This is a genomic window from Bacillus sp. FSL M8-0166, from assembly GCF_038008825.1.
GTDB classification, from domain to species: Bacteria; Bacillota; Bacilli; order Bacillales; family Bacillaceae; genus Bacillus; species Bacillus safensis.
The window spans coordinates 813,995-837,785 of record NZ_JBBOZZ010000001.1 but is presented as its reverse complement, the minus strand read 5'-3'; the positions used below and the strand labels follow the sequence as shown (position 1 = coordinate 837,785).

At 41.0% G+C, this 23,791-nt stretch carries 33 protein-coding genes; 11 read left to right on the top strand and 22 right to left on the bottom strand.

The genetic code is table 11. From position 1 onward, the window contains the following. Nucleotides 1-20: 20 nt before the first annotated feature. Together NSS92_RS04740 and cdaS are read right to left on the bottom strand one after the other, a co-directional pair. Complete coding sequence (locus NSS92_RS04740) at nt 21-1,343, bottom strand: C40 family peptidase (RefSeq protein ID WP_340867021.1); 1,323 nt, start codon at nt 1,341-1,343, stop codon at nt 21-23. Nucleotides 1,344-1,746: 403 nt separating this feature from the next. Further along, nucleotides 1,747-2,373, bottom strand: a complete 627-nt coding sequence (gene cdaS, locus NSS92_RS04735; RefSeq protein ID WP_044332896.1) for a sporulation-specific diadenylate cyclase CdaS — start codon at nt 2,371-2,373, stop codon at nt 1,747-1,749. A gap of 82 nt (nt 2,374-2,455) precedes the next feature. Between cdaS and NSS92_RS04730 the strand changes: the two genes are divergently transcribed. Then, on the top strand, nt 2,456-2,581 hold the full coding sequence (locus NSS92_RS04730; RefSeq protein WP_008359993.1) for a hypothetical protein: 126 nt from the start codon (nt 2,456-2,458) through the stop codon (nt 2,579-2,581). 59 nt (nt 2,582-2,640) lie between these two features. Continuing rightward, complete coding sequence (locus NSS92_RS04725) at nt 2,641-4,002, top strand: MATE family efflux transporter (RefSeq protein WP_267587499.1); 1,362 nt, start codon at nt 2,641-2,643, stop codon at nt 4,000-4,002. Nucleotides 4,003-4,046: 44 nt separating this feature from the next. Here NSS92_RS04725 and bshB2 read toward each other — a convergent pair whose 3' ends face one another. From bshB2 to rarD, 4 genes are all read right to left on the bottom strand, one after another. Continuing rightward, nucleotides 4,047-4,712 (bottom strand): bacillithiol biosynthesis deacetylase BshB2, encoded by a 666-nt coding sequence (gene bshB2, locus NSS92_RS04720; protein ID WP_267587498.1) that lies wholly within the window; start codon nt 4,710-4,712, stop codon nt 4,047-4,049. Between the two features lie 18 nt (nt 4,713-4,730). Then, a complete protein-coding gene (locus NSS92_RS04715) occupies nt 4,731-5,081 on the bottom strand; it encodes a YojF family protein (protein ID WP_024428327.1) in 351 nt (116 codons plus the stop codon). After that, the gene (locus NSS92_RS04710) at nt 5,078-5,359 is read right to left on the bottom strand and encodes a hypothetical protein (protein WP_340867020.1); all 282 of its coding nucleotides are present in this window, start codon (nt 5,357-5,359) and stop codon (nt 5,078-5,080) included. Before NSS92_RS04710 ends, NSS92_RS04715 begins: the two co-directional genes overlap by 4 nt. Before the next feature lie 78 nt (nt 5,360-5,437). Further along, entirely contained in the window at nt 5,438-6,349 is a 912-nt protein-coding gene (gene rarD / locus NSS92_RS04705; protein WP_029705997.1) for an EamA family transporter RarD, read from the bottom strand. A gap of 86 nt (nt 6,350-6,435) precedes the next feature. On the opposite strand from rarD, the gene NSS92_RS04700 reads away from it, so the two are divergent. Continuing rightward, entirely contained in the window at nt 6,436-6,909 is a 474-nt protein-coding gene (locus NSS92_RS04700) for an Hsp20/alpha crystallin family protein (protein ID WP_267587496.1), read from the top strand. 40 nt (nt 6,910-6,949) lie between these two features. Here NSS92_RS04700 and NSS92_RS04695 read toward each other — a convergent pair whose 3' ends face one another. Both NSS92_RS04695 and NSS92_RS04690 read right to left on the bottom strand, forming a co-directional pair. Beyond that, nucleotides 6,950-7,168 carry a hypothetical protein gene (locus NSS92_RS04695; RefSeq protein WP_024422697.1) on the bottom strand — a complete coding sequence of 73 codons (219 nt, stop codon included), beginning with the start codon at nt 7,166-7,168 and terminating at the stop codon, nt 6,950-6,952. 75 nt (nt 7,169-7,243) lie between these two features. After that, the gene (locus NSS92_RS04690; protein ID WP_340867019.1) at nt 7,244-7,576 is read right to left on the bottom strand and encodes a winged helix-turn-helix transcriptional regulator; all 333 of its coding nucleotides are present in this window, start codon (nt 7,574-7,576) and stop codon (nt 7,244-7,246) included. A gap of 138 nt (nt 7,577-7,714) precedes the next feature. On the opposite strand from NSS92_RS04690, the gene NSS92_RS04685 reads away from it, so the two are divergent. The 3 genes from NSS92_RS04685 (at nt 7,715) to NSS92_RS04675 (ending at nt 10,261) form a co-directional block, all read left to right on the top strand. Beyond that, nucleotides 7,715-8,332 (top strand): nitroreductase family protein, encoded by a 618-nt coding sequence (locus NSS92_RS04685; protein ID WP_264007267.1) that lies wholly within the window; start codon nt 7,715-7,717, stop codon nt 8,330-8,332. Nucleotides 8,333-8,570: 238 nt separating this feature from the next. Beyond that, on the top strand, nt 8,571-8,774 hold the full coding sequence (locus NSS92_RS04680) for a DUF3311 domain-containing protein (RefSeq protein ID WP_267587495.1): 204 nt from the start codon (nt 8,571-8,573) through the stop codon (nt 8,772-8,774). Next, entirely contained in the window at nt 8,774-10,261 is a 1,488-nt protein-coding gene (locus NSS92_RS04675; RefSeq protein WP_267587494.1) for a sodium:solute symporter family protein, read from the top strand. Before NSS92_RS04680 ends, NSS92_RS04675 begins: the two co-directional genes overlap by 1 nt. A 35-nt stretch (nt 10,262-10,296) precedes the next feature. Here NSS92_RS04675 and NSS92_RS04670 read toward each other — a convergent pair whose 3' ends face one another. Beyond that, nucleotides 10,297-11,682 (bottom strand): S41 family peptidase, encoded by a 1,386-nt coding sequence (locus NSS92_RS04670; protein ID WP_267587493.1) that lies wholly within the window; start codon nt 11,680-11,682, stop codon nt 10,297-10,299. 149 nt (nt 11,683-11,831) lie between these two features. On the opposite strand from NSS92_RS04670, the gene NSS92_RS04665 reads away from it, so the two are divergent. Together NSS92_RS04665 and NSS92_RS04660 are read left to right on the top strand one after the other, a co-directional pair. Next, nucleotides 11,832-12,530, top strand: coding sequence for a class I SAM-dependent methyltransferase (locus tag NSS92_RS04665; protein ID WP_267587492.1), 699 nt, complete (start codon nt 11,832-11,834; stop codon nt 12,528-12,530). Between the two features lie 92 nt (nt 12,531-12,622). Continuing rightward, nucleotides 12,623-12,880, top strand: a complete 258-nt coding sequence (locus NSS92_RS04660; RefSeq protein ID WP_267587491.1) for a hypothetical protein — start codon at nt 12,623-12,625, stop codon at nt 12,878-12,880. A 50-nt stretch (nt 12,881-12,930) separates the two neighbouring features. Here NSS92_RS04660 and NSS92_RS04655 read toward each other — a convergent pair whose 3' ends face one another. The 5 genes from NSS92_RS04655 to NSS92_RS04635 form a co-directional block, all read right to left on the bottom strand. After that, nucleotides 12,931-13,761 carry a M15 family metallopeptidase gene (locus NSS92_RS04655; protein ID WP_267587490.1) on the bottom strand — a complete coding sequence of 277 codons (831 nt, stop codon included), beginning with the start codon at nt 13,759-13,761 and terminating at the stop codon, nt 12,931-12,933. A 68-nt stretch (nt 13,762-13,829) separates the two neighbouring features. After that, a complete protein-coding gene (gene deoD, locus NSS92_RS04650) occupies nt 13,830-14,525 on the bottom strand; it encodes a purine-nucleoside phosphorylase (RefSeq protein WP_012010274.1) in 696 nt (231 codons plus the stop codon). A 112-nt stretch (nt 14,526-14,637) separates the two neighbouring features. Next, the gene (locus NSS92_RS04645; protein WP_095408805.1) at nt 14,638-14,955 is read right to left on the bottom strand and encodes a hypothetical protein; all 318 of its coding nucleotides are present in this window, start codon (nt 14,953-14,955) and stop codon (nt 14,638-14,640) included. 54 nt (nt 14,956-15,009) lie between these two features. Further along, nucleotides 15,010-15,618 (bottom strand): phosphatase PAP2 family protein, encoded by a 609-nt coding sequence (locus NSS92_RS04640; protein ID WP_340867017.1) that lies wholly within the window; start codon nt 15,616-15,618, stop codon nt 15,010-15,012. A gap of 50 nt (nt 15,619-15,668) precedes the next feature. Further along, a complete protein-coding gene (locus NSS92_RS04635) occupies nt 15,669-15,839 on the bottom strand; it encodes a YozD family protein (protein WP_065214722.1) in 171 nt (56 codons plus the stop codon). Between the two features lie 119 nt (nt 15,840-15,958). Here NSS92_RS04635 and NSS92_RS04630 point away from each other — a divergent pair, with 119 nt between their 5' ends. After that, nucleotides 15,959-16,093, top strand: coding sequence for a hypothetical protein (locus NSS92_RS04630; RefSeq protein ID WP_255290989.1), 135 nt, complete (start codon nt 15,959-15,961; stop codon nt 16,091-16,093). On the opposite strand, the gene NSS92_RS04625 is transcribed toward NSS92_RS04630, so the two are convergent. The 8 genes from NSS92_RS04625 to cgeC form a co-directional block, all read right to left on the bottom strand. Beyond that, complete coding sequence (locus NSS92_RS04625; protein ID WP_024422708.1) at nt 16,090-16,770, bottom strand: hypothetical protein; 681 nt, start codon at nt 16,768-16,770, stop codon at nt 16,090-16,092. The two genes, NSS92_RS04630 and NSS92_RS04625, sit on opposite strands and share 4 nt — an antisense overlap. A 142-nt stretch (nt 16,771-16,912) precedes the next feature. Further along, nucleotides 16,913-17,137 carry a YozE family protein gene (locus tag NSS92_RS04620; protein WP_267587487.1) on the bottom strand — a complete coding sequence of 75 codons (225 nt, stop codon included), beginning with the start codon at nt 17,135-17,137 and terminating at the stop codon, nt 16,913-16,915. 79 nt (nt 17,138-17,216) lie between these two features. Further along, a complete protein-coding gene (locus tag NSS92_RS04615) occupies nt 17,217-17,498 on the bottom strand; it encodes a YokU family protein (RefSeq protein ID WP_340867016.1) in 282 nt (93 codons plus the stop codon). Between the two features lie 2 nt (nt 17,499-17,500). Then, entirely contained in the window at nt 17,501-18,901 is a 1,401-nt protein-coding gene (ablA, locus tag NSS92_RS04610; RefSeq protein WP_340867015.1) for a lysine 2,3-aminomutase, read from the bottom strand. A gap of 117 nt (nt 18,902-19,018) precedes the next feature. Then, nucleotides 19,019-20,395, bottom strand: coding sequence for a sigma-54 interaction domain-containing protein (locus NSS92_RS04605; RefSeq protein WP_340867014.1), 1,377 nt, complete (start codon nt 20,393-20,395; stop codon nt 19,019-19,021). Continuing rightward, nucleotides 20,356-20,523 carry a hypothetical protein gene (locus NSS92_RS04600; RefSeq protein ID WP_267587484.1) on the bottom strand — a complete coding sequence of 56 codons (168 nt, stop codon included), beginning with the start codon at nt 20,521-20,523 and terminating at the stop codon, nt 20,356-20,358. The genes NSS92_RS04605 and NSS92_RS04600 overlap by 40 nt, the downstream gene beginning before the upstream one ends. Nucleotides 20,524-20,542: 19 nt before the next feature. Continuing rightward, the gene (locus NSS92_RS04595) at nt 20,543-21,838 is read right to left on the bottom strand and encodes a glycosyltransferase family 2 protein (RefSeq protein WP_340867013.1); all 1,296 of its coding nucleotides are present in this window, start codon (nt 21,836-21,838) and stop codon (nt 20,543-20,545) included. A gap of 17 nt (nt 21,839-21,855) precedes the next feature. Then, entirely contained in the window at nt 21,856-22,176 is a 321-nt protein-coding gene (gene cgeC, locus NSS92_RS04590) for a spore maturation protein CgeC (protein ID WP_267587482.1), read from the bottom strand. A gap of 207 nt (nt 22,177-22,383) precedes the next feature. On the opposite strand from cgeC, the gene NSS92_RS04585 reads away from it, so the two are divergent. Then, the gene (locus tag NSS92_RS04585; RefSeq protein ID WP_267587481.1) at nt 22,384-22,785 is read left to right on the top strand and encodes a hypothetical protein; all 402 of its coding nucleotides are present in this window, start codon (nt 22,384-22,386) and stop codon (nt 22,783-22,785) included. Between the two features lie 15 nt (nt 22,786-22,800). Next, nucleotides 22,801-23,763: a CgeB family protein gene (locus NSS92_RS04580; RefSeq protein ID WP_340867012.1), complete on the top strand. Its 963-nt coding sequence runs from the start codon at nt 22,801-22,803 to the stop codon at nt 23,761-23,763. The last annotated feature ends 28 nt before the right edge of the window (nt 23,764-23,791 follow it).

Sequence of the window (23,791 nt, the reverse complement as noted above, 5' to 3'; positions counted from 1 at the left end):
AAGCCGAAAATCGGCTTTTTTTAGAAGAAACGTTTTGCACCTAAGTAGGCTTTTTTCCAATATGGGTTGCTTAAGTTCGAGATTCCTACTCCATTGTCACTTGCATGAAGGAAATTTCCTCCGCCAAGGTATAGTCCCATATGAGAAGGGCCCGCTTTGTACGTTGTAAAATAAACAAAATCTCCAACTTGAGGTGTGCTTACAGAAGTCATCATATTCCAGTAGCCTGCTGTGCTTAATCTTGATACAGATGAAACCTTGTTAATGAGATAGTAAACAAAGCCGCTGCAGTCAAATCCTGCTGGTGTATTACCGCCCCATCTGTAAGGAACGCCTGTCAGCTTTTTCCCCTCTTGGATCATTGTCGTGATCTTTGCATTCATTGGTACATCATTTTTGTTATTGTCGACCGGAGTTGTTGAACCGTTAGACGTAGAACCATTCGATCCAGTTGAGCCGGAAGCTGCACCATTAATTTTTAATACTTGTCCAATTCTAAGCACATCACTTTTCAAGCTGTTGGCTGTACGGATCGATTGAACCTGTACTTTGAATTGATTCGCAATTTTCCATAAGGAATCGCCTGATTTTACAGTATAAGATGTTGTTTTCCCGCTAGAAGACTGGTTATTGTTTGAATTGCTTGGTTTAGTAGGTTTCGGCTGACTTGGTTTTGATGCAGCCGTCCCTTTTACTTTCAATACTTGATTCGGATAAATCATATCAGATTTTAATCCGTTCAATGTTTTGATTTCACCAATCGACATATTTAGCGAATTCGCAATTTTCCAAAGAGAATCCCCTAATTTGACCTTGTATGTACTTGATGATGATGAACTATTTGAGTTCGTTGTCTTATTGCTTGAGCTGGAATTTGAAGATGAGTTTGAATTTGATGACTGGCTTCCGCTCGTCTTCGTGCTTCCAGATACCTTTAGCTTTTGACCTGGTCGAATCAGGTCGCTGTTTAAGCTGTTTAGGCTCTTTAAGCTCGCAACTGACATTTTATGATTTTTTGCAATCAGCCATAAAGAATCGCCAAGTTTTACAGTATAGCTGGAAGTCGTTGAAGCACTTGACTTCGTTGCTTTTGACCCTGTTGATGAACTGGATTTTTTGCTTTTTTCGCCAGGAATTTTCAAGCTTTGTCCTGCAAAAATCATTGTCGTTTTTAATTGATTAAGAGATTGAAGCTCCGAAATACTTGTATTGTACTGTTCGGCAATCTTCCAAAGTGAGTCACCGCTTTTCACCTTGATCGTCTGTGCTTCTGCCGGTGCAGCAAACACAGCTGAGCCAGCGATCGCTGAAACTGTGAGGCCGGTTACTACTTTTTTCTTCATAGAGGAATCTCCGCCTTTCGTGATTTTGTTCAACAAGACTTATGTACTAGTTTTGAGTTTAGCATTTAATGGTTCTGCTTCTCTTGCACTATTTTATCTTTATTTCTATTATATTACTCGACATGAAGACGTTGGGCAATAACAAATAGGCTAAAGCAGCCAACTCAAAATGCTAAAACAAAGCCATATCGTTTCTATCGGCTGTTTATTGTATTTATAAACATTTTTTAAGGAATTTTTAAGTTGACGTTTAGAAATTTGTCAAAACAAGCACGCTGCTAGTTTCATAGTTCTATTCTACATGACAAATTTTTCTGTATCAAATGACTTTTTACTTAATTGACTGTTTTTTCTCCGCAAATCAAAAAAGCATCCTTCCGAATGAAGAATGCAGCGTTCAATTTTATTTTCTTATTTCCGGATCTTTTACGGTAAGCGGATAAAGCACGCCTTCTTTCGCAAACGACATTTTTCCCGTTTCTTCTGACACGACAAGAACAAGTGCATCGGTCATACCAGAGAGTCCGATCGCTGCCCTATGCCTTGTGCCAAGCGAAGGGCTCACTTTTTTTGATGTGAGCGGCAGCACATTCGCAGCAGAAACAAGTGTATTTTCTTTGACTAAAAGAGCACCATCATGCAGTGGATTTCCCGGGTAAAAAATGCTTTCTATTAAGGAAGCACTAATTTTCGCATGAAGGTTTGTCCCTTTTTGAATAAAATCCTCAACCTCATCCCGTCTTTGAATCACAATGAGTGCTCCATGCTTTTGTTTTGATAAGTTCTCAATGGCTAAAGAAAATTGAGCAAATCCTGGTGTGAATTCTTCCATATATGCTTGTAAATAAAACGACGAAGCCTCTGCATGCATTTCATTAAACTGATCATGCAACGATTCGAGATCACAAAGTAAGCACTGCTCTGTCTCATCAAGAGAATCAATGATGTCACTTGCATCCTTCATAATGTTCATCAAATGTGTTCTCATTCCTGCTTTAAAGATCACTTCTTCGTTCGTCCGATGGATCATCTGACCTTTTCCCTCCTTCTTTCGCTTGTTGTTATAAAATAGCAAATTGTGCACATTCTATTTGTATGGAGGTGAACTTAATATGACCATTCAGAAAATCATCCAATATGCTTGCAGCATTTTAGGTGTTGTCAGTCTTTCTTTTATTTATGCCCAAATGTTTAAAAAAACGAAGCCATCTAAGAAAAATAATCCCACGGAGAATTGATTTTTTTACATAGCATGATATAATTCCTCTCGTTATTTCTGTTCAGAGAGGAACTTATGATGAGAGAAACGAATAGCATTCGAGCAAAGCTGACACTATTTTTAACCATTTTGATTCCGATTTTAATCACCCAAGCTGGTCTTTCGCTTATTACCTTTTTAGATACGGTGATGTCTGGAAAAGTGAGTGCAGAAGACCTTGCGGGTGTTGCGATCGGTTCTAGTATTTGGACACCTGTTTATACCGGACTTGCCGGGATTTTGATGGCCGTTACTCCGATTGTGGCTCAGCTGATGGGGGCTGGGCATAAAGAAGATGTTCCCCGGGCTGTCTTTCAGGCGATCTATTTGTCCTTTCTTTTAAGTATCGCTGTGATTGTCATTGGTACGATCAGCATTCCTTACATACTTGGAGGACTTGGACTCGAGCACTCTGTAGAGGATATTGCCCGGCATTTCCTCAGCTTTCTTGCTTTTGGCATCATTCCGCTGTTTGGTTATTCGGTGCTGAGGTCATTTATTGATGCATTAGGGAAAACACGTGTGACGATGTTCATCACGCTCACAGCACTTCCTATTAACTTTGTTTTAAATTATCTATTGATTTTTGGGAACTTTGGCTTTCCAAAGCTTGGCGGTGCGGGTGCCGGCCTTGCATCTGCAATGACGTATTGGGCGATTTTCATCATGAGTATTTGTATTGTCTTCAAAGCAGAACCATTTGCCTCATTTCGTTTGTTTCAAACACTGCCTCGATTGAATATCTCCCGTATAGGGCAAATTTTGAAAATTGGTCTTCCTATCGGGTTTGCAATCTTTTTTGAAACGAGTATCTTTGCAGCAGTGACGCTATTAATGGGTCACTTTGACACCATTACAATCGCCAGTCACCAAGCAGCGATGAACTTTGCTTCTATCCTATATATTTTACCGCTTAGTATTTCAATGGCGTTAACGATCGTTGTTGGCTTTGAAGCTGGGGCAAAGAGGTATAAAGACGCGCAAAGCTACAGCTATATCGGCATTGGAACGGCGGTTTTATTCTCATTATGTACGGCCGCACTCATCTTGTTATTCAGACCAGAGATCGCTGGTTTATACACAGCTGAATCAGCTGTTTTACAAATGACACAGCACTTTTTGATCTACGCGATCTTTTTCCAGCTGTCAGATGCGATTGCTGCACCCATTCAAGGGGCTCTGCGCGGCTATAAAGATGTGAATTATACGCTGATTGCTGCTTTTGTCTCTTACTGGGTCATCGGTCTTCCTGCTGGTTATCTCATTGGCACATATACCTCCTTTGGGGCGTTTGGTTATTGGATTGGGCTGATTGCCGGGCTTGCCGCAGGTGCCATCGTCCTCTTTATCCGGCTCAGATTGATTCAAAAACGTCAACTTCGATATGTATCGAATCACTAAATACAACACAAAAAAGCAGCTGATCTATGTCAGCTGCTTTTTGTTTAATCATTCCATTGATACGTCCAGAAAATTTCTTCATCAAACCATTTTTGGACGACTGGTTCTTTGTTTTTCAGCTTTTGTTCAAGCTCTCTCAGCATGCCCTCTGTTTGCGTTCTATGCGCTCTCAGTGCATTTAATTTGATATCTGCAACATCTGTAATATCAATCACAATATCCGCATTTCCAAGCACTTCTTCTCTATTTTTCGTAATGGCCATGCAGTATGTGACAGGACGTTCTTCTTTTTTCTTGCGGTATAGAGCACGAATCACAGCTTCGCCTGTCGCATCATGATCAGGGTGTACACCGTGTCCTGGATAAAACGTCACAATGAGTGTCGGTTTGACTTCATCAATGATGGTTTCCATCACATCTGCCAAATACTCGTCGTCTTCAAATTCCAATGTTTTATCACGCAAGCCAAGCATACGTAAGTCTGTGATATCCATTTCTTTGCAGGCATTGATTAATTCCTGTTTTCTTAATTCAGGAAGTGTTTCACGGTTAGCATATGTTGGGCTGCCCATATTTCTGCCCATTTCCCCAAGTGTCCCGCATGCATACGTAACAGGAATTCCGCGTTTTCTGCTTTGTGCAATGAGACCTGCAACCCCAAAGGATTCATCATCGGGGTGAGGCAGCATCACTAGTACATGTTCGTTCATGACTTGTCACCCTTTCTTCTACACCTGAAATGGTGTTTCACTAATTTGTAATGAGATCGCTAGTTTCCCGTCTGGCAGGTGCCCAGCTAATAGCAGGCGGCCTTGGTCATCAAACACATAATCGGTTAATCCTTCTGCATAAATCCAGCCATCTTCTGTTTTCATTCCAACACGGTATGGACCTTGTCCTTTTATTTTCGCCTGTGAATAGACGACTTTCGCGTTGCGGATATACGCCACAACCGTCATATTTTGTTCATTTACATGAGCTGAATAAGAACCAGTTGTCGTTTCAAGATGAACGAAGACTGGACGATTTAAAAACGATTCAAGATGTGTTGTGACATCTTCCGTTTGAATTGGTTTCATGAGTGGTTCCTTCCTTCATTTTGAATTAATTCTCGCAGCTTTTTCGTATGTAAGCTGATCAGCTGCAGCTGATGATCATGGTTAAGCTCACTTTCTAAAATTCTCTCCACAGCAAGCACATACTTTTGGTGTAATGATTTTCTCGCCCGCGGATGTGTTCGTGCATCAAGTAAATCATCACATATGGCCTCGTGTAAAGAGGACATATCATCAACATCAAGCTGACGATTTTTCCATAAAGATTGATAGACGGCTGCAAGCTCTTGAGCTGACGACATATGATCACCTCTACAGTTTTGGTAACAACTTATTATGACATGATCCGCCTGCAAAAAAAAGCAAACTGCTCGTTTGGCTTAATGAGAATTCGCTGTTTTTTTCATGCGTAATTGAGAGGTGGTAAACAGTAAAATCGCTACCCAAATACAAAGAAACGTCACAATTTTAGCTGCGGATAAGTGTTCGTGATAGACAAACAGCCCTAAAAACAGCGTAATTGTCGGTGCAATATATTGCAAAATGCCCACTTGGTAAAGTGGAATTCTTTTTGCGCCTTCTGAGAATAAAAGAAGCGGCACGGCTGTAAAAACTCCAGCAAAAAATAAGAGACCGAGCGACCCGAAGCTGTTAGGATTCATAGTCACAACAGGTTCTTTTAAGAAAAATAATAAGTACACAAGTGCAGCCGGTGCGAGAAGCAGCGTTTCAATCGTCAAACCAATCGCGCTCGTGAAGCTCATCCTTTTTTTAATCAAACCATAAAAACCGAAGCTAAGGGCTAATAAGAAAGCAACGACAGGAAATGACCCGTATTGAACCGTTGATAGGATCACCCCAAATGCGGCAATGAGGATGGCAATGGTTTGCCATTTATTTAGTCGTTCTTTTAAGAAAATAATACCTAATAGAACGGATACAAGCGGATTAATATAGTACCCTAAACTTGCTTCTAGCATAAGACCATGATTGACTGCCCAAATGTATACATACCAGTTGACCGAAATTAAAATAGCAGATAAAAGTAATGAAAAAAATGCTTTACCATCCAGTATGAGACCCTTTACTGTCTGCATCGCTGGGCGGACTTGTTTTAAATACAAAAGAATACCGCACATAAACACAAATGACCATAAAATTCTGTGCGCTAAAATTTCGCCTGACGAAATATGCTCCATCAGCTTCCAATATAATGGGAACAAACCCCAGAGTGTAAAAGATGCTGCCGTGTAGAGAACACCTTTTGATTGCTGTTCGTTCAATGTAACCATCCCTTTCTAAATCTAACGTATATTATAGCACGCACGCAGGTGAATGGGCATATACTAATTCAGGGCATTTAGAAAGGATGATTCGCATGTTCGACTGGAACCGATTATTCCCTTTTCAAAAGCAGTTCTCAAAGGAAGCCTTAAAGAATTCAGACCCTAAAGACGTTGAGCAGTATGTCAATCAAGTCATGGAAAGTGTATTCGGCTCGAATTATCCTGCTCAGTTCCCATTTCAGGACCCTCTTTCTCAAAATCAAAAAACGAGAGAAACTGACGTCCATAAAGAAAAAGAGCCAGAAGTCGAAGTGTTCGAGACGACTGATCATGTGTTTGTCAAAATTGAACTTGCTCGTCCGAACACAGAAAAAGTCAAAATCAAACATACAGCCAATCTGCTGTTTATTGATCATTTTCCTGAAGAAGGGACGCAGAAGAAAGTCGTCCTCCCTGCTGCTGTGAAACGAAAAGGAACGAAGGCGTCGTATCAAGATGGTATATTGGAAATTATGTTTTTAAAGCATGATGATCCAGGAATTTCTGAAATTGATATTCCATTATAAAAAGCCTGCTTTGGAATGGAAGCAGGCTTACTCTTTTTTCTTAATAATATGGTGGATATCCGCCGCCATATGGTGGTGGAGCAGGTGGTGGTGGCGGCGGGTAATAAGGACGGGGATAATTAAAAATCGCACTTCCTAGAAATCCGCCAAGCAGTCCGCCGACTAAAGGAGCGCCAAAACCAAAAAACAAAGGGACTCTGGATTCATATGGCGGAATGCCAGGGGCGCCGCCTCGAAAATACGGAGTATGAGGGTACATGCATTTCTCCTCCTTTGTCATGTGCCTAACATCAGCATATTCATCAAGAGTCAAAATGTTTGGGCAAACCTGAAACTAGGCTTGCTCCTTTTTCCCGTGAGAGTCTGTATACTCCCCTGCCCACCGAGATACCTCATGAAACACTTCATGTAACGCATTCCCTTTTTCAGTTAAACTGTAAATGACTTTGACAGGCGTCTCAGGCAGGACAGTCCGCTCTATAATTCCTTCTTGCTCGAGCTCTTTTAAACGCTCAGCGAGCATTTTTTGACTGATAGACGGAATCGTGTCTGTGAGGTCTTTAAAACGCTTTGGACCATCAAGCAATACATGAATAATGAGACCATTCCACCTTTTGCCTAGGAGTAAAAAAGCTTGCTGAATGTGTGGACATAATTGGAATTCCATAAATTTCAGCCTTTCTTTTCATGATTGTTTGACAAACTAACGGTGTACAATTTAAAATATGTCTAGTTACAATAAGTAAGCTTCTCACTTTTTAGTTATTGTACCATACTATTTGCAAAAACGGGAGGAAATATCCATATGGCGACCGATCAAAAAACGATTGACATTTTAAAACAAAGAGCTTCAGTAAAAGAGTATGATACTTCTCATGAAATGACAAAAGAAGAGTTAACAGAGCTTCTTGAAATCACAACAAAAGCACCATCTGCTTGGAACCTTCAGCATTGGCATTTCACTGTTTTCCATAGTGCTGAAGCAAAAGCGAAGTTACTTCCAATCGCGTACAACCAAAAGCAAGTATCACAAGCATCAGCTGTTATTGCAGTTCTAGGTGACCTTGAAGCTAACCAAAATGGCGAAAAAATCTACAGTGAGCTGGCTGAACAAGGCTTTATTACTGAAGACATTAAAGAAACATTGATGACTCAAATCAATGGCGCATATCAAAGCGAGCAATATGCAAGAGAAGCAGCGTATTCAAATGCTTCATTAGCTGCTATGCAATTAATGATTGCTGCGAAAGCAATGGGCTATGATACGTGTGCAATGGGTGGCTTCAGTAAAGAAGCGTACATCAAAGAATTCAATGTAAGCGGCCGCTACGAGCCGGTTATGCTGATTTCAGTTGGTAAAGCAGCGAAAGAAGCTCATAAAAGCAATCGTTTCGACATCGAAGAAGTATCTGATTTCCTTTAAAAATTGGCAAGGCCTCAGCTTTTATGCTGGGGCTTTTTTATTTGCTTTAAATATTATTTTTACATACTTTCTTTCACCTCCCCTCTCTTTATATCTTCACTCTTTCTCCTTTTTCAAGAATGAAAGCGTTATATTAGTATGCTATTCACCAAAATGATTGTTTTTTCTGAAAATGGTCTTGTGATCTAATCTGACAACTGCTATTATTATGAAATTACAAAATATTCAGGAGGAAATCATGAACAAAAAATTGATGCTGGCACTACTTATTTCGATTCCATTCATCGGACAGCTCGCATTGCTGCCTTTTGCGAATCGCATTCATCCATTTGTCATCGGGCTGCCCTTTTTTCACTTCTGGCTTTTACTATGGATTGTACTCACACCAATTTGCACATTTATCATTTACAGGATGCAACATTCAAATGGAGGAACTGACTAATGCAAGGAAATTTAACAGCTTTATTGATTACTGCAAGTATTATTTTCATCGTCGTGGTCATCGGATTTGCCGCTGGTCGTGACAAGTCATCAAGACAGTCAGTAGAAGAATGGTCTGTAGGCGGGAGAAAATTTGGCGGACTGCTCGTCTGGTTCCTCGTTGGTGCAGACTTATATACAGCTTATACCTTCTTAGGGCTTACAAGTACAGCTTATACAGCTGGAAGCGTCGCTTTTTTCGCTATTCCCTATTCAGTCCTAGCTTATTTTATTGCTTATTTCTTTTTACCGAAACTATGGACGGTTGCGAAAAATCACAACCTCACCACCCTTGCTGATTATGCACGTGAGCGGTTTGACAGCAAGCTGTTATCCAGTTTGATTGCGATTGTTGGAGTACTTATGCTGATTCCTTATATTTGTCTTCAGCTGAGCGGGATTCAAGATACGTTAACTGTCGCTGGAACTAGTTATATTAATGTGAATGCAGTTGTTATTATTTCATTTATTTTAGTCGCACTTTATACATTTTTCAGTGGTATTAAAGGTCCTACATATACAGCCATTATTAAGGATATTCTCGTTTGGGTGATCATGCTGTTTATGGTAGTTTCACTGCCAATCATTCATTTTAACGGCTGGACACCGATGATGAATACGTTAGCCAAAGAAGCACCTCAGCTTCTAACAATCCCTGAAGGCGGTCCTAAAGGCATTTTATGGTTCATTACCGCTTCAGGCGTTTCTGCCCTTGCTTTGTTTATGTGGGCACACGCGGCAACTGGGGTTTTTACAGCCAAAAGCGCAGATGCCATCCGTAAAAACAGCATGTTTTTGCCTCTTTATAATATTGTATTGATTTTGGTCATCTTCCTTGGATTTATTGCCTTTTTAGTCTTACCAGAAGATACAAATCCAAGATTTGCTCTTCTTCATTTAATTCAAACGTCATATGGCGGCGTGATGCAGGGACTCGCTTATTCAACGATTGCACTGGCGTCCCTCATTCCATGCTCCATCATGGCCATTGGCGCATCGAATTTATTTGCCAATAATTTATACCGTGACTTAATTCATCCGAATGTGTCACCTAAAAGATTGACCATCATTACACGTTCGATGGTGTTTATCGTCATTGGGCTCGCTCTTTTATTCGGGATGCTGTTCCCAACTGCACTTGTCACGCTTCAGCTCATTGGTGTTTCAGGAATGGTTCAAATCTTCCCAGCTATTGCTATCAGCTTGTTCTGGAAAAAACAATCGAGAGAAGCAACGATTGCCGGGTTAGTCGTTGGAATCATTGTCACCTTTACAGCGAATATCTCACAAGTCACGTTCGGTCTTTATGAAGGTTTTCTTGGATTACTAGCAAACGTCGTCGTCATCTTGATCTTGAATCCATTCTTCCAAAAGAAGGTCACATCCAATTCTGTCATGAATGATCTATTTGAAAAGGATGATGAAAAAACAGAAGCGATCACAAGATAAGAAAAAGCAGTCCCCTGATGAGGACTGCTTTTTCTTTATTTCATTTCTTTTTTCAAGACTTCAATGGCTTTTTTCATTTGTGTATCGTTGTTCTTTAGCTTATCTTGGATCTTTGTCATTAGTACGGTCGTTGTATCTCCTGTCAGAGTACCGTCTGCCTTCAGATCGTTGTCTGTTTGGAAGCTTTTGACGATAGACTGGAATGCTTGATCGTACTCACCGTTTGCTTTTGCTTTGTAGCCAAGCGCTTGGAACATTTTTTGAGCCGCTTTGACTTCATCTCCATTGTCATTTAGCTCATACGATTTTTTCGGGCTTAAGTAAGGCAGCTTTGCATAGCTTGGGAGAGCTGCTTTGACCTGTGGTTCAATTCCTTTTTTGTGAATCCAAGAACCGTCTGGTGTCAGCCATTTTGCAATGGTTAACTTGACACTAGAACCATCATTATAATTTTGTGCATTTTGAACAGTTCCTTTGCCAAACGTCTTTTCACCCACAATTTGAATGCCTGAAGATTGGTGCAGAGCCGCCGCCATGATTTCAGCAGCGCTGGCTGATCCGCCATTTACAAGGACAACTGCCGGCTGATGGACTTTACGTTCTTTTTCAGCCTTGTACACTTGTTTCTTCCCTTTTTCTTCAACCTGCATAATGACTTTCCCTTTATCGATAAAGTCATTGCTCATTTCAATGGCTTCTGTCATGATGCCTCCTGGATTATCTCTCAGGTCAATGACAAAACCTTTTGCCCCTTTTTTCTCGAGGTCATCAATTGCTTTATCCAGCTCTTTCGATGTGGTTTCAGCAAAGGACGTAATTTGGATTTCTCCTATTTTGTCTTTTGTGAGTTTTGCATAAACCGTTTCAAGCGGAATCGTGTCTCTTGTGATGGTCACATCTACATTGCCGACCCCTTGACGGTTGAGGTGCAGCTTAACATCCGTTCCTTTTTTCCCTCTGATGAGAGAGACTGCTTTATTGACCGACATTCCTTTGGTGCTTTTTCCATCCACTTTTAAAATATGATCATGAGGTTTCAAACCAGCTTTTTCAGCAGGAGAGCCTTTAATCGGCGCGACAATTAAAATTTGTCCATCCTTCTCTTCTACTTGTGCACCAATTCCTTCAAATGAAGAAGAAATGGTATTGTTAAATCCTTCGGCTTCCTCCTGATCCATATATGTAGAGTATGGATCATCAAGTGATGCAATCATTCCTTGGATCGCACCATCTACTAGTTTTTGATCATCCGTTTTTTCGTAATACTCATCCTTTACCTTCGTATACGCAGCCATGAGTTTACTAAACTTCTCGTCTCCTGAGACGCTGACAGCACCTTGTTTTGTGATCACAAATGTAATCGCTGAGGACAGTGCAGCAGTCACCAGAATGGCTACCACGAACTTCACTTGTTTTTTCAAAAAAACACCACCTTTATCTCCTTTCATTATTATCAAGGACGATGCTTCATCCGTCAACCAAAGGATCAACTTCTATTTGAAAAGATAAGCCATTTGCCCTTCTATTGCATAATCTTTAGAGAGGAACAGATAAGGAAAGAAGGGATTTTATGAGTGACTATGTAGAAATGCTTGCCTATTTTGGCGTATCAAGTGCCCATCCTGGCGGAATAGAGTTAACAAAAACGATGATTGAGCATATAAAACTGCCGCCTCATACACGTATACTGGACGCCGGATGCGGTACAGGACAGACGGCCGCCTATTTAGGAAATGTAGGTTATCAGGTGGAGGCCATTGATACGCATCCATTGATGATTGAAAAGGCGAACCTGCGATTCAAGCGGGAAGACCTGCCGATCCGTGCTTTAGAGGCATCCATTGAGCAGCTGCCCTTTCCAGATCAAGCGTTCTCTCTACTCATCAGTGAATCTGTTTTGAGCTTTACCAAGCTGCGTGATGCACTAGCTGAGATCAAGCGCGTTCTTGCTCCTGGAAGCCAATTGATTGCAAATGAAGCTGTGTTAAAAGCCCCTCTTACGCCTGAAGAGATGGCAGTTGTTCGAGATTTTTACGGCTTTCACTCGCTCTTGTCGCTAGAAGAATGGAAGGAACAGTTAACCGAAGCGGGCTTCCGTGACATTCAGATCCTCTCATTCGATGAACATATGGGGCAGGAGGAACCGACAGAAATGGAATTATCTGAACACATACCGCCTTCTCTTTACGAGACACTGCAAACACACTACGATCTCATTCAAGCACACCGAAAGCAGCTAAGTCACATTCTATTTGAATGCACCGTATAAAATGAGCGAATCTCCTATATGTTTTGTCCAAACTCTATGAAGTCTCTCGCATAGGATAAGAGTGAATAGAGTTTGTCATAAGGAGGAAAAACATGGAGCGCTACTACAAGCTTTGCCAGCAGCACATGGGGAAAGTCGCTAGAATCACTGATCGTAATGGCAGAGTACATGTCGGACGCATTGAGCGTGTGACAAACCGCAAAGTTTATATTCGTCCAGTCGGCGGGTCTCGCGGAGGCTTTGGCTTTGGCTATGGCTATTGGGGCGGATATTATGGCTGGGGTGCAGCGTATGGCATCGGCCTCGGTTTCATTACGGGCTTCGCATTAGCAGGATTGTTCTTTTTTTAAAAGAAGAATAAGAGAAGGCCTCCCGAATAGCTGGGAGGCCTTTTACTTGTTTAGATTTTCTTTACTTTGTTCATGTATTCTTCAAATGTTAAATCGTGATCATGCATCGCTTTTGCGGCTTCTTTTCCAACATAGCGCAAATGCCACGGCTCATATTCGTATTTCGTAATGTCTTCTTTTCCTTTTGGATAACGGATGATAAAGCCATATTTATAGGCGTTTTTAGCCACCCATTTGCCATCTGGTGTTTCACCAAACTTTTCAGAGATCTCAAAGCCGGCACTTTTTGAGGAAATGTCCATGGCTAAACCTGTTTGATGTTCACTTTCGCCTGGTAGAGCGACTGCTTCTTGTGCTTTTTCTTTGCCTTTTAATTTGACCTCACTATCAAAAATGACTTTTTGACGGTCATAGGAGCGATAGCCAGATACTGCAGCAAGCTCGAAGTTTTCCTTTTTTGCACCTTTGAATAACTTCTCAAGCGCTTCTGCTGCTTCTTTGCGGATATATCGTTTTTCTATATCCTCCGAAAAAGAGAATTCTACTTTTGGTACAACGAGATCAGAAGGTTTATAGGTTCCTGGTAATGCATATTCTTTGTTGACAAGTGCTAGCACGTTTTCAGGATTTTGAATGGTTTTCAGACCGCTCACAACCTTGATGTCATTGAAATATTCACTCTTTAACGTCAGCTCTTGATTCGATGAATCTGCCGTATCGTTTGAGTTGTGCTGGGGAGATGAACTTGCTGCGTTTTTTTGTTCGTTTGGTTTGTTTGATTCAGATGTACCGCTTTTTTGATCCAGCAACTGGCAGCCCGATAGTGCGGCTGTCAAACCAAGAATCGATGCGATTGAGAGTATTTTGTAGCTTTTCTTCATGACATACCTTCCTTTTGCTCTTCTAAAAAAATAAAGATGCGCTACGTTGTAGCACACCCTTTATACTATTATAAAACGGAGTCTAGCGCAATTAAGATCATTTCATCAAACGTTGTTTGACGCTCTTCAGCCGTTGTTTCTTCACCTGTTAGAACATGATCACTCACAGTCAAAATTGATAACGCTTTTCGGTCAAATTTTGCTGCAAGAGAATAAAGAGCGGTTGTCTCCATTTCGATCGCTAGGATACCATATTGAGCCATGAGCTCAAGTGGTTTTTCATTGTAAAATTGGTCTGCTGTAAATACATTTCCTACTCGTACAGCGACATTTTTTGCTTCTGCAGTGTCGTAGGCTTTCTTGAGCAGGCCAAAATCAGCGCATGGCGCATAATCAATCGGTCCAAAAGCCACACGGTTCATTTGTGAATCTGTTGATGATGTCTGAGCTAAAATGACGTCACGTACATTGACATCCCTTTTGATGGCTCCGCAAGATCCAACGCGAATTAAGTTTTGAACATCATAGCTTTGAATGAGTTCATTCACATAAATCGAAATAGATGGTACGCCCATTCCAGTTCCCTGTACAGAAACACGTTTTCCTTTATAGGTTCCAGTATATCCATACATTCCGCGCACTTCGTTATAGCACTCAACATCTTCTAAATATGTATCTGCAATATATTTCGCGCGAAGCGGATCGCCCGGCAGCAATACCGTTTCTGCAATTTGTCCTTTTTCTGCTCCAATATGTACACTCATTTTTTAGCCTCCACTTACGTTTACTATGTATTTTATCCTATTTATTATAAACGATCGAGCTTAAAAAAGAAAATACCAGCTGAATCTCAAGCTGGCATCATCAATCATCTATTTAACTTATCGTCATCATTCGTTCACTGCGTTTCCATCCTGCCGGAGAGAGCTGATAATAGCACTTCCCCTTTTTCCTATCATCAATCACAACAATATCACCTGTTGTGATAAACCGCGCATTGTAATCATTAGGGACTGTATCATGTACATTAAATGTCGAGAATGCTTTTTCCAGTACATCAAGATGTGTTCTGCCGCCAATCTTTGTCCTGTACACAGGCTGATGCCCGCTTGCAGCGCCATATTCAGGTGTCTGATAAATGGTTAAGTGAAATGCTGAAGGTTTCTTTTGAAAAAATCTCAACGTCAATTGCATTCAAATCCCTCCCCTTTCATATAAAATTGGCTGGGATCTGTCAATATCCTTCTTCTATTTTTGTCGAATGACAGACAATCTTTCGTCAATCTTTTTACAAATGAGAAATAAAGCAAGTCCTATCGCAAAGCCTCCAGCGACATCTGTCAAATAATGCACGCCGATATACATCCGGCTGATGCCAATGACCAGAACACCCAGCCCCGTGATCAAATAGACGATTTTTTGTCTTTCTTTCAGCCATGGGATCATTTCAACTAATAGATAAGCCATAAAAGGATAGATGGTGGCTGCATTCATCGAATGTCCGCTCGGAAAGCTGTAATACGTTTCACCTACAAGGTGATCAAAGGCCGGACGCTCTCTAGCAAACAGCCCCTTTAATTCATGATTGATTGTTTTTTCTGTGAGATATAGTAGAAAAAGCATCATGATAGAGTAGTAGCGCTTATACATAAACAAGACCACACTAAAAATGAGCATGATGGGAACGAGCAGCGCGCTGATGCCAAAGTCCGTCAAAGCCAGCATGACATCATTTAAAAAAGGGAGTCTGATGCTTTCAAACCATAAGATGATCTGGTTGTCCACATCTTGAATAGCCCCAGATACCATGAGCGCAGCAATGGCGCCAAATAAAATGAAAAGATATAGGATGTACACGCGAAGGATTCCCCTCCCTCTCTCTTCAGAATCTCTTCAAAGTATAGTGCCTACCACGCCTCTTCTTCAACTATCATTGCTTTTTTCAGCATATATTCAAATGTAATGTCAGCCAGCTCAAACGTTTCAAGCTCAGCAGGTATGTACCCTCTTTTGATCAGCTCCACGTAGAAGAACTCCGCAATTTCCTCTGTATCAATCACCAAATCTGCTTCTTTCATTGCATTCCGCCTCCTTTTTTATGATGTATGAACGCCGGCTGTTTTTTATTACAGTTTGTCATAATGGCTCATTCCATACATATAAATGCAGTAAACAAAAAGAAAAGGGGCTTGAGGCAATGAAATGGTTAAGCATATTAGATGGAGAAACATTTGATCAGGTGATGGGCCGTATCTTGAGGGGATGGTTTTATGTGATTGCATTTTTCTGTGTGCCTTATTTTTTATTCGTGTTAGGACAAGTCTTTCTTTAACCAAAATGTTCGTGTAAACTTTCCAAAATAAAATCCATCATATCCTTATATTCTGGATCTTTGAAAAATTCATAGAGAATTTTATAATCGTTATAAATATCAAGAAGCTCATCCACTATAGATACAGCCAGAAATTCAAGTGAAGATTCGCTTTCTTGTTTCTCTTCTAGCTGCAATAGAGCTGTTTGGACCATATCTTCTTCTAACTCTTTTGAGGTTTCTCCGACGTAATGCACAAAAAGAAGCTGATGAACAAACTGGTCCATCTCATACTTCCTTAGGACAAGCGTTAAATCTTCCTCTTCTGTTTCCAGCCACTCTCCGTCTTTTAGCCTCGTGAGTTCGTAGATGACATCTTCCCAGCCATCTTCAAGGTAGCGCCATATTTCAGTCCGATGACCGATGATTTTAAATAGCTCTTTTCCGTAATCTTTTACATATACAACATCGCCAATGAGGAACTCATATTCAATGTCCAGCTTTTCTGTATCGACAATCACTCCGCTATACTCATCGTAAAGCTGAAGTGATGTTTCAAAATAAAGCACCTCATTATGATTGACCTCATATAAATAGTGCTGGTCAATTTGATGGACTTTTGTAATCGTTCCGACTGTGCCGTACATGACAACGACGACAATATCCCCTACTTGATATTTTGGTGCTTTCGCCTTCATTCTGTCTCCCCCTTGCCCGACTTTTGGTCTTAACGTATCGTATGCCGGCGCAAGGAATTCTGCATGGGCAACCACACCATGCAAAACGCCATTTTATTTCTCATGAAAAAACCGCTTCTCCATTCGGATAAGCGGTTGTGTGTTATTTTTTTTTGACTTCTGCTTCGTATTGCTCAAACGCTTCGTCAAATGTCGTCATTGAGCTTAAATAATCACCGTTTAATTCTAAATAGGCACACAGCTCATGATAATCTGTGGAAGCTTTAGGAAAGCTGTGATCCTCATACGCAGCATTTGCGAAATGGCTGATTTCATCTTTCGGTTTTGGATGTCTGAACTTCATTAAATAATGGTAAAACGACTTCACCTGTTTTTCCCTCCGCGACTCTCTATTTTGTTGTTATATTATACAGCAATTTGATGTCTTGTATAGGCGGAGGTACAACTTATGATGAAAAGTCAAAGTAATTTCGCTTTAATAACCGCTCCATGCTCATTAATTTTTCATAGGAGATTTTTTCTGGAAGTTTTGTCTGATCCACTAATATTAATTGATCTTCAATCTCTTTGATCGTCTCATCCTTTTGATAGGTCATCCCGCAGTGCGTGCAGGAAATGGACGGCGTTTCGATGATTTCAATTGATTGGGTGCCCGTGATCAGTTCCCAATAGACTGTTGTCTGCTCTGCCTTTGCTTTGTTTTCCTCACACCAATCACATGTCAGCAAGGCTATTTCTCCTCCTTCACAGTTTGTTCTTTTTTGAGCTGCGCTTGATATTTCTTTTCTTTTAATTCATCTCGTTTTTCACGTTTGTTTTTGAGTGTGTCGTGTTCAGGATTTGTCTCATATGCTTCTCTACGTTTCATTCGGCTTAAATTCTCAGGCGTAAACGATCTCGCTTCATCCTGAAATAGTGCGGTAACACCAATTGCCGGTTCTTGTTTCTCTTCATAAATTTCATTGAAATACGCATCTGCCTGGCCTGCGACGTAATGCTCTGGTTCTGGATAAGAGGTGATGACACCTTCAAAGTTACGAAGGACGACTTTGTCAGGGCTTTGCGATAGTAAATAATTTGGCTGTAAGGCAATTTTCCCTCCGCCTCCTGGCGCATCTACAACAAAGCTTGGTACTGCATAACCGCTCGTATGCCCTCTTAAGCCTTCAATGATTTCAAGCCCTTTTGAGACTGGTGTTCTAAAGTGGCCAATGCCCTCAGATAAGTCACATTGATAAATATAATATGGTCTGACCCGAATCTTCACGAGGTCGTGCATCAGCTTCTTCATAATCAGCACACTGTCGTTAATACCAGCAAGGATGACGGCCTGATTCCCTACAGGGACGCCGGCATTCACAAGACGTTCGCACGCTTCTTTTGCTTCTTTTGTAATTTCAATACTTGTGTTGAAATGAGTGTTCAGCCAAACTGGGTGATATTTTTTCAAAATCTCGCACAGCTCATCTGTAATACGCTGCGGAAAGACAACCGGCGCACGCGTTCCAATCCGAATGATCTCAACGTGCGGAATGTCTCGTAAGTTTTTCAAAATGTATTCAAGCACTTGATCATTGATTAACAGCCCATCTCCGCCAGAAATTAACACGTCCCGCACCTCAGGTGTTTCTCTAATATATCCAATGGCAGCATCTAACTGCTTTTTCGGCACACCCATACCAATCTGGCCGGAAAAACGTCTTCTCGTACAATAGCGGCAGTACATGGAGCACTGATTTGTCACAAGAAACAGCACACGATCTGGATACCGGTGCGTCAGCCCCGGGACAGGTGAGTCCTCGTCTTCATGCAGCGGATCTTCCAGATCATATTTTGTTTTATGAAGCTCTTCTGCAATTGGCACAGATTGCATACGTATTGGACATCTTGGATCGTCTGGATTCATCAGTGAGGCATAGTAGGGTGTAATGTTGAGTGGAATGGTTTTGGTGGAAATCTTCACCCCTTCTCGTTCTTCTTCTGTTAAGTTTACGATTTTCTCTAAATCCTCAAGCGTTTTCACGGTATGCGTCAGCTGCCAAATCCAGTCGTTCCACTTTTCCTCAGGTACATCCTTCCAAAGCTCTATGTCCTTCCAGTGACGCGCCGGTTCATACAATTTCTGATTCATATCCATTCCCCCTATCAGCATTCACTTTATACTATGCAAGTTATGTGCCAACATGGGAAAATGCCCCTATTCTTTACAAAAGGAGCTTTACCCGTCATATTCAATTGAATGTTGTGCCTACAATTCGGCACCTGCATATTTCTTCAGTTTATATTGCAGTGTTTGTCGAGGGATTTTTAAGGCGGCGGCGGTTTTTTTAATATTTCCATTATGCTGATGTAAAGCTTCTTGAATTAATGTTTGTTCAAATGAAGACACTTGATTTTTTAAGGAGGATTCAGATGTTTCTTTTTCCAGCTTTTGCTCACGTAAATGCGCCGGAAGGTATAGAGGGGTGATCTCTTCCGCTTCCTTTGGCATCATCAACACGGCATGTTCTATCGTATGTTTTAATTCTCTGACATTCCCAGGCCAGTGGTGAGCCATAAACAATCGCTCCGTTTCTTCAGAAAGGCGTGTGACGTTTTTGGAAAACTGCTGATGATAGGTTTGAATGAAGTGGCGGGATAGCAGCGTGATATCTTGCTTTCTCTCACGAAGCGGCGGGATATGAAAAGATGACACATGCAGTCTATAAAATAAATCTTCTCTTAAAATTTGCTTTTTCACTGCTTCGAATGGGTCCATATTGAGCGCCGTAATAAGCCGAACATCCACTTGAATGGACTTTGCATCACCGATGCGGCGTACAACGCCATCCTCTAACACACGTAATAATTTCGTCTGAAGCGTGAGCGGCATTGCTTGCAGTTCATCAAGAAAAAGCGTGCCTCCATCAGCTAATTCAAAAAGTCCCTTGCGATCAATTGCACCCGTATAGCTTCCTTTGACAGATCCGAACAATAAACTTTCAAGTAATGATTCTGGGAGTGCTGCGCAGTTTTGCGGAATGAACACTTGGTTTTTTCGGTCAGATTCATGGACAATGGCTTGAACGAGCACTTCTTTTCCTGTCCCTGTTTCCCCGTAAACAACAACTGATGACGGATAAGCAGCTGCTTTTTTTGCCCTTTCAAGCATTTCTTTTAAAAGCGGATCATTTGTTAAAAATGAAGCAAAATCATGCATTTTTTCTACCCCAGCCACGTCATGTGTCCGCTTTTTTTGGCCTAAACGATTTGAAAGAGCCGACAGCTTCGATACATCTTTTGCCACTTCGACCGCGCCTATTAATGCGTTGTCTTCAATAATAGGCAATGTCGTGTTCACTGTTTCAATTCTTTCTCCGTTTTTATTCAAATAAGTTTGCAGCGAATGATAAATAGGCTTTCCTGTTCTCAAAACATGCATGAGCGTACTTGTTTTTTCAGTTAAAGAGGGATACACATCAAGGATGTACTTGCCAATCACCTCTTCTTTTTGTAAACAGTCAAACTTAGCAGCATTATGATTGTAAAAAATCGTCATCCCTTGATCATCTACAACGTGAATGGCTTCATCAATGGCTTCTAAAATCAATTCAAACCAATCTGCTCTTTCGACAACCTTCCCCATTCTTTCCCCCTCACTTTCAGCGCCAAAAAACCGGCATCAATTGCCGAGTTTTCAGCGGCTTGATCATTTCTAAATGGTTCCCTGTCCTTTTCATGTTTCGCTTTTTCCTTTCTACTTCCTGCAATCATTGCTAAAAAAGCACCCCTCTTATGAGAAGTGCTTTCGTCCGGATGTTTGATAAAGAGACATATCGAATTCTTGCAGTGATTCCCTATACAGCGGCACAATCGGCTTTCCTTCTTGAAATAACGTAAATTGGGACGGGTACAGCTTAATCGGCTGATGATAAAAAGCAAATCGCTTCACGACCTCAGGATCAATTCGGCAAAAGGTATGATGCACAAGTAAATAAACATCTTGTTTCCATTTGAACAGGCGCCTGTTTGGCGGACTGAAAACGGGAGAAGCTTGAATGATGCTGCCATCCTCAAATGCCTGAAGCTGGTCATTTGAAATCGTATAGATCTCCTTTGGGTGAAACTGAAAATATTGCACGTCACGTTTTGAAGCAAACCGTCTTTTTTTCTGATCTTCAATATAAAAGAACGTTTTCCCATGATCTGCGGTGACGACTATATAATTGGGTACTGCCAGCTTCTCTTTCATTTCATATTTCATCTCACATAACAGCGGAACACGGATCGCACGTCTGTTCTTTTCATTTATCCAGCGTTTTTCAATTCCATGAAGTTTCCCATCTGCGATTTGATAATAATCCCCTTCTTTTTCAATGACCGTTCCGTCAATTAAATCATACGGCATACTTGAAAACAGATGATGAAAGGAATGCGGCGTTTTATACGTTGTATCCAGTACATCTTTTAATGGAAAAAACGCAGCGAAATGATTCAGCCTCATCCAAAATACAGAATCTGCATGATGCCAGTGCTTTGGCTCATCGTCCCAATATTGTCCGTATTTTTCATGAATTAATGGAAGCAAGCAGCTTCTGTGCATGACCGAACAATGGTCCACTTGAAAGGACGCATGCTCTAAGATTTGATCTGCTTCTCGAACATAGCTCATTGTTTCCACTAAATGCTGATCAACATTCACGACCCGCTGCGAGGAATACACAATATCTACATGAGGATTCGACCGAAAAACTTCCACCATTTTAAGCAAACGATCTCTATGGTACACGGTATCATCGGTTAAATAACAAATGAGCTCACCTGTTATAAGGGTTAATGCTTCATTAATAAGCGTCGCATAACGTGCGGTTAACAGCCGTTTCGCCGGATGAACCATGTGCGAATACAGCTGAATGCGTTCATCACTTAAATAGGGCTGGATCTTTTGAATGGTGCCCTGTTCTGAGCCATCATCCATAATCAAAAGCTCCCAATGCGGATACGTTTGTTCTACCATACTCTTTAGCACACGATCAATGAAATCTGGTTTATTGTAGCTTGTTAAAATCACCGATACTTTCATGATCATTATCCTTTTTGATTAGATTAAAAAGCCCCCCAGCTGACAATGTTCACATAAGGAACACTCACTCTTAGCTGATTTGTCGCGTTTTTAAAGACCGCTACCGTATCAAACAATTGCACGACAACCACGTTTTGAAGTACATCTCCATTAACTAAATGAACACGCGGCACCGGAATGCCGAGCTCAAGCCATGGACGAAGTAATTCTTTGATGTCTGACACATTCTCTTCCTCACTTTCTCCTAAAAGGCGAATAAGAAGTAAAATCAAGATAACTTCAAGCACTCCTTCCGACTCTAGTAATTCTTCGTTCCAACCATCTAATAATTGTTCAAATTCCATTTATAATCCCTCTCTCTTCACATTTAATCTTTACTAGAGTATGAGCGTCACTTCATTTAGCCTCAGCATTTCAAAACATTTTTAAAAATGTGTGAAGTGATTAATTGAAAAAAAGAATCAGGAATCAGCGTTCTGCTTATGCCAAAAAAAATGAACGGCATATACATAAGGGTGAGTTTGAATTGATGAAGAAAGGATGGGGAAAAAATGAGCGACAAGCGTGCTGAATTAAAAAAAGAACTATTGAAAGTGTTTTTCAAACCAATTACTCATGCATTAACAGCTAATCTTGAAGAAGGAGGAGTTCAAATGGAAGAAAAATTGAACAATTTATTAAGTGAAGTGGCTGCTGAGGCATCACCTTCAGATTCTGCTACAACACTCGATGTATCGCAGCCAGCAAGATGGATTTTTGCAAGACTTGCACCAGGAACCGTCATTAGCATTGTCACTGACTCAGGAGATTTAATCGGGCCAGTTCAATTCGTAGCATTCAATGCTTCAACGGGTGTTGTATTTGTTACACAAGAAAGTTCAGTTACACCAACAGGCTCTGCAACGACTTTATTAGATGTAGATAAAGTTGAAAGTGTTACGTTCACATCTTAATGTGAGAGGGCCATCATGAAGCTTCTTTATATCAGCTCTGGCTACGGCGGAATCTATCACATGTTTGATCAATGGGTAGAAGAAAGCTTCATTGATTCCCCCTTTTCATGTGTAAAGATTGATAGAGAATCTCTACCCACTAACATGCACAAAATCCGGACATTTTCTCCGGATTTTGTTTTGATGATGATCGGTGATCATGTTCCGAAAGATGTGTTTCATCAATTCAAACAAGAAAAAATCCCGATCGTTCTATGGATGACAGAAGATCCCTTTTATACAGATGTGTCTGCTGCTTGCGCACGTGATGCGCGGCTTATATTAACGATTGATGAAGGGGTTTTGCCATTTTATAAACAATTGGGCGCTGATCATACGCACTACTTTCCCATTCCGACAAATACACGTGTCTTTCAGAAAAATGATTCGCCAGAAGAGATGTGCACGTATGACATTGCACTCGTTGGCTACCCTTATCCCAACCGAATCAAAGCCATCGATACACTTTTGCAGCAAAACAAATGGCGTATTCTCGTTGCAGGTAAGGAATGGCACCGTCACTTAAATAAATCACGGAGACATTATCAAGATTTCACACTGTTAACGAATTGGCTGAGTCCTCAGCAAATGGCGGACATCTATCAGCAAACAGCAATTGTCCTGAATCCGCATAGGCCGGCTCAATTTGCGTATAACAAAAACAAAGCCATGATTCAAAATATGAGCCTCAATAACAGAGCATTTGACATTGCTGCAACTGGAAGTTTTCAATTGACGGATCTACATCCTCCGCCTGCTTTTTCAAGCTTTGCTTTTTACAAAGAAGAGGACGATTTGATAGAACAGGTTGAATACTATGGATCAAATGCAGATGAAAGAAAGGCGGTCGCACTGAACAACTACGAGCAAACCGTTCGCTGGAATACATTTGATACGATGCCGCAAAGGCTTTATGACATCGTAAAAAGCGCCCTATAACTGGGCGCTTTTTCTTGTTGAATGCCAG

Coding starts and splice junctions, on each gene's coding strand:
- NSS92_RS04605 (WP_340867014.1), bottom strand. CDS start 20,395: ATGGGGAAGGTTGTCGAAAGAGCAGATTGGTTTGAATTGATTTTAGAA.
- cgeC (WP_267587482.1), bottom strand. CDS start 22,176: ATGGAATTTGAACAATTATTAGATGGTTGGAACGAAGAATTACTAGAG.
- NSS92_RS04725 (WP_267587499.1), top strand. CDS start 2,641: ATGAGAGAAACGAATAGCATTCGAGCAAAGCTGACACTATTTTTAACC.
- NSS92_RS04595 (WP_340867013.1), bottom strand. CDS start 21,838: ATGATCATGAAAGTATCGGTGATTTTAACAAGCTACAATAAACCAGAT.
- NSS92_RS04645 (WP_095408805.1), bottom strand. CDS start 14,955: ATGCAATTGACGTTGAGATTTTTTCAAAAGAAACCTTCAGCATTTCAC.
- NSS92_RS04665 (WP_267587492.1), top strand. CDS start 11,832: ATGAGTGACTATGTAGAAATGCTTGCCTATTTTGGCGTATCAAGTGCC.
- NSS92_RS04675 (WP_267587494.1), top strand. CDS start 8,774: ATGCAAGGAAATTTAACAGCTTTATTGATTACTGCAAGTATTATTTTC.
- NSS92_RS04625 (WP_024422708.1), bottom strand. CDS start 16,770: ATGAAGGCGAAAGCACCAAAATATCAAGTAGGGGATATTGTCGTCGTT.
- NSS92_RS04585 (WP_267587481.1), top strand. CDS start 22,384: ATGAGCGACAAGCGTGCTGAATTAAAAAAAGAACTATTGAAAGTGTTT.
- cdaS (WP_044332896.1), bottom strand. CDS start 2,373: ATGATCCATCGGACGAACGAAGAAGTGATCTTTAAAGCAGGAATGAGA.
- NSS92_RS04600 (WP_267587484.1), bottom strand. CDS start 20,523: ATGATTGCAGGAAGTAGAAAGGAAAAAGCGAAACATGAAAAGGACAGG.
- NSS92_RS04660 (WP_267587491.1), top strand. CDS start 12,623: ATGGAGCGCTACTACAAGCTTTGCCAGCAGCACATGGGGAAAGTCGCT.
- NSS92_RS04690 (WP_340867019.1), bottom strand. CDS start 7,576: ATGGAATTCCAATTATGTCCACACATTCAGCAAGCTTTTTTACTCCTA.
- bshB2 (WP_267587498.1), bottom strand. CDS start 4,712: ATGAACGAACATGTACTAGTGATGCTGCCTCACCCCGATGATGAATCC.
- NSS92_RS04630 (WP_255290989.1), top strand. CDS start 15,959: ATGAAATGGTTAAGCATATTAGATGGAGAAACATTTGATCAGGTGATG.
- NSS92_RS04700 (WP_267587496.1), top strand. CDS start 6,436: ATGTTCGACTGGAACCGATTATTCCCTTTTCAAAAGCAGTTCTCAAAG.
- NSS92_RS04580 (WP_340867012.1), top strand. CDS start 22,801: ATGAAGCTTCTTTATATCAGCTCTGGCTACGGCGGAATCTATCACATG.
- NSS92_RS04730 (WP_008359993.1), top strand. CDS start 2,456: ATGACCATTCAGAAAATCATCCAATATGCTTGCAGCATTTTAGGTGTT.
- NSS92_RS04635 (WP_065214722.1), bottom strand. CDS start 15,839: ATGAAAGAAGCAGATTTGGTGATTGATACAGAGGAAATTGCGGAGTTC.
- NSS92_RS04680 (WP_267587495.1), top strand. CDS start 8,571: ATGAACAAAAAATTGATGCTGGCACTACTTATTTCGATTCCATTCATC.
- NSS92_RS04740 (WP_340867021.1), bottom strand. CDS start 1,343: ATGAAGAAAAAAGTAGTAACCGGCCTCACAGTTTCAGCGATCGCTGGC.
- NSS92_RS04685 (WP_264007267.1), top strand. CDS start 7,715: ATGGCGACCGATCAAAAAACGATTGACATTTTAAAACAAAGAGCTTCA.
- NSS92_RS04695 (WP_024422697.1), bottom strand. CDS start 7,168: ATGTACCCTCATACTCCGTATTTTCGAGGCGGCGCCCCTGGCATTCCG.
- deoD (WP_012010274.1), bottom strand. CDS start 14,525: ATGAGTGTACATATTGGAGCAGAAAAAGGACAAATTGCAGAAACGGTA.
- NSS92_RS04655 (WP_267587490.1), bottom strand. CDS start 13,761: ATGAAGAAAAGCTACAAAATACTCTCAATCGCATCGATTCTTGGTTTG.
- NSS92_RS04710 (WP_340867020.1), bottom strand. CDS start 5,359: ATGTCGTCAGCTCAAGAGCTTGCAGCCGTCTATCAATCTTTATGGAAA.
- NSS92_RS04715 (WP_024428327.1), bottom strand. CDS start 5,081: ATGAAACCAATTCAAACGGAAGATGTCACAACACATCTTGAATCGTTT.
- rarD (WP_029705997.1), bottom strand. CDS start 6,349: ATGGTTACATTGAACGAACAGCAATCAAAAGGTGTTCTCTACACGGCA.
- ablA (WP_340867015.1), bottom strand. CDS start 18,901: ATGAATCAGAAATTGTATGAACCGGCGCGTCACTGGAAGGACATAGAG.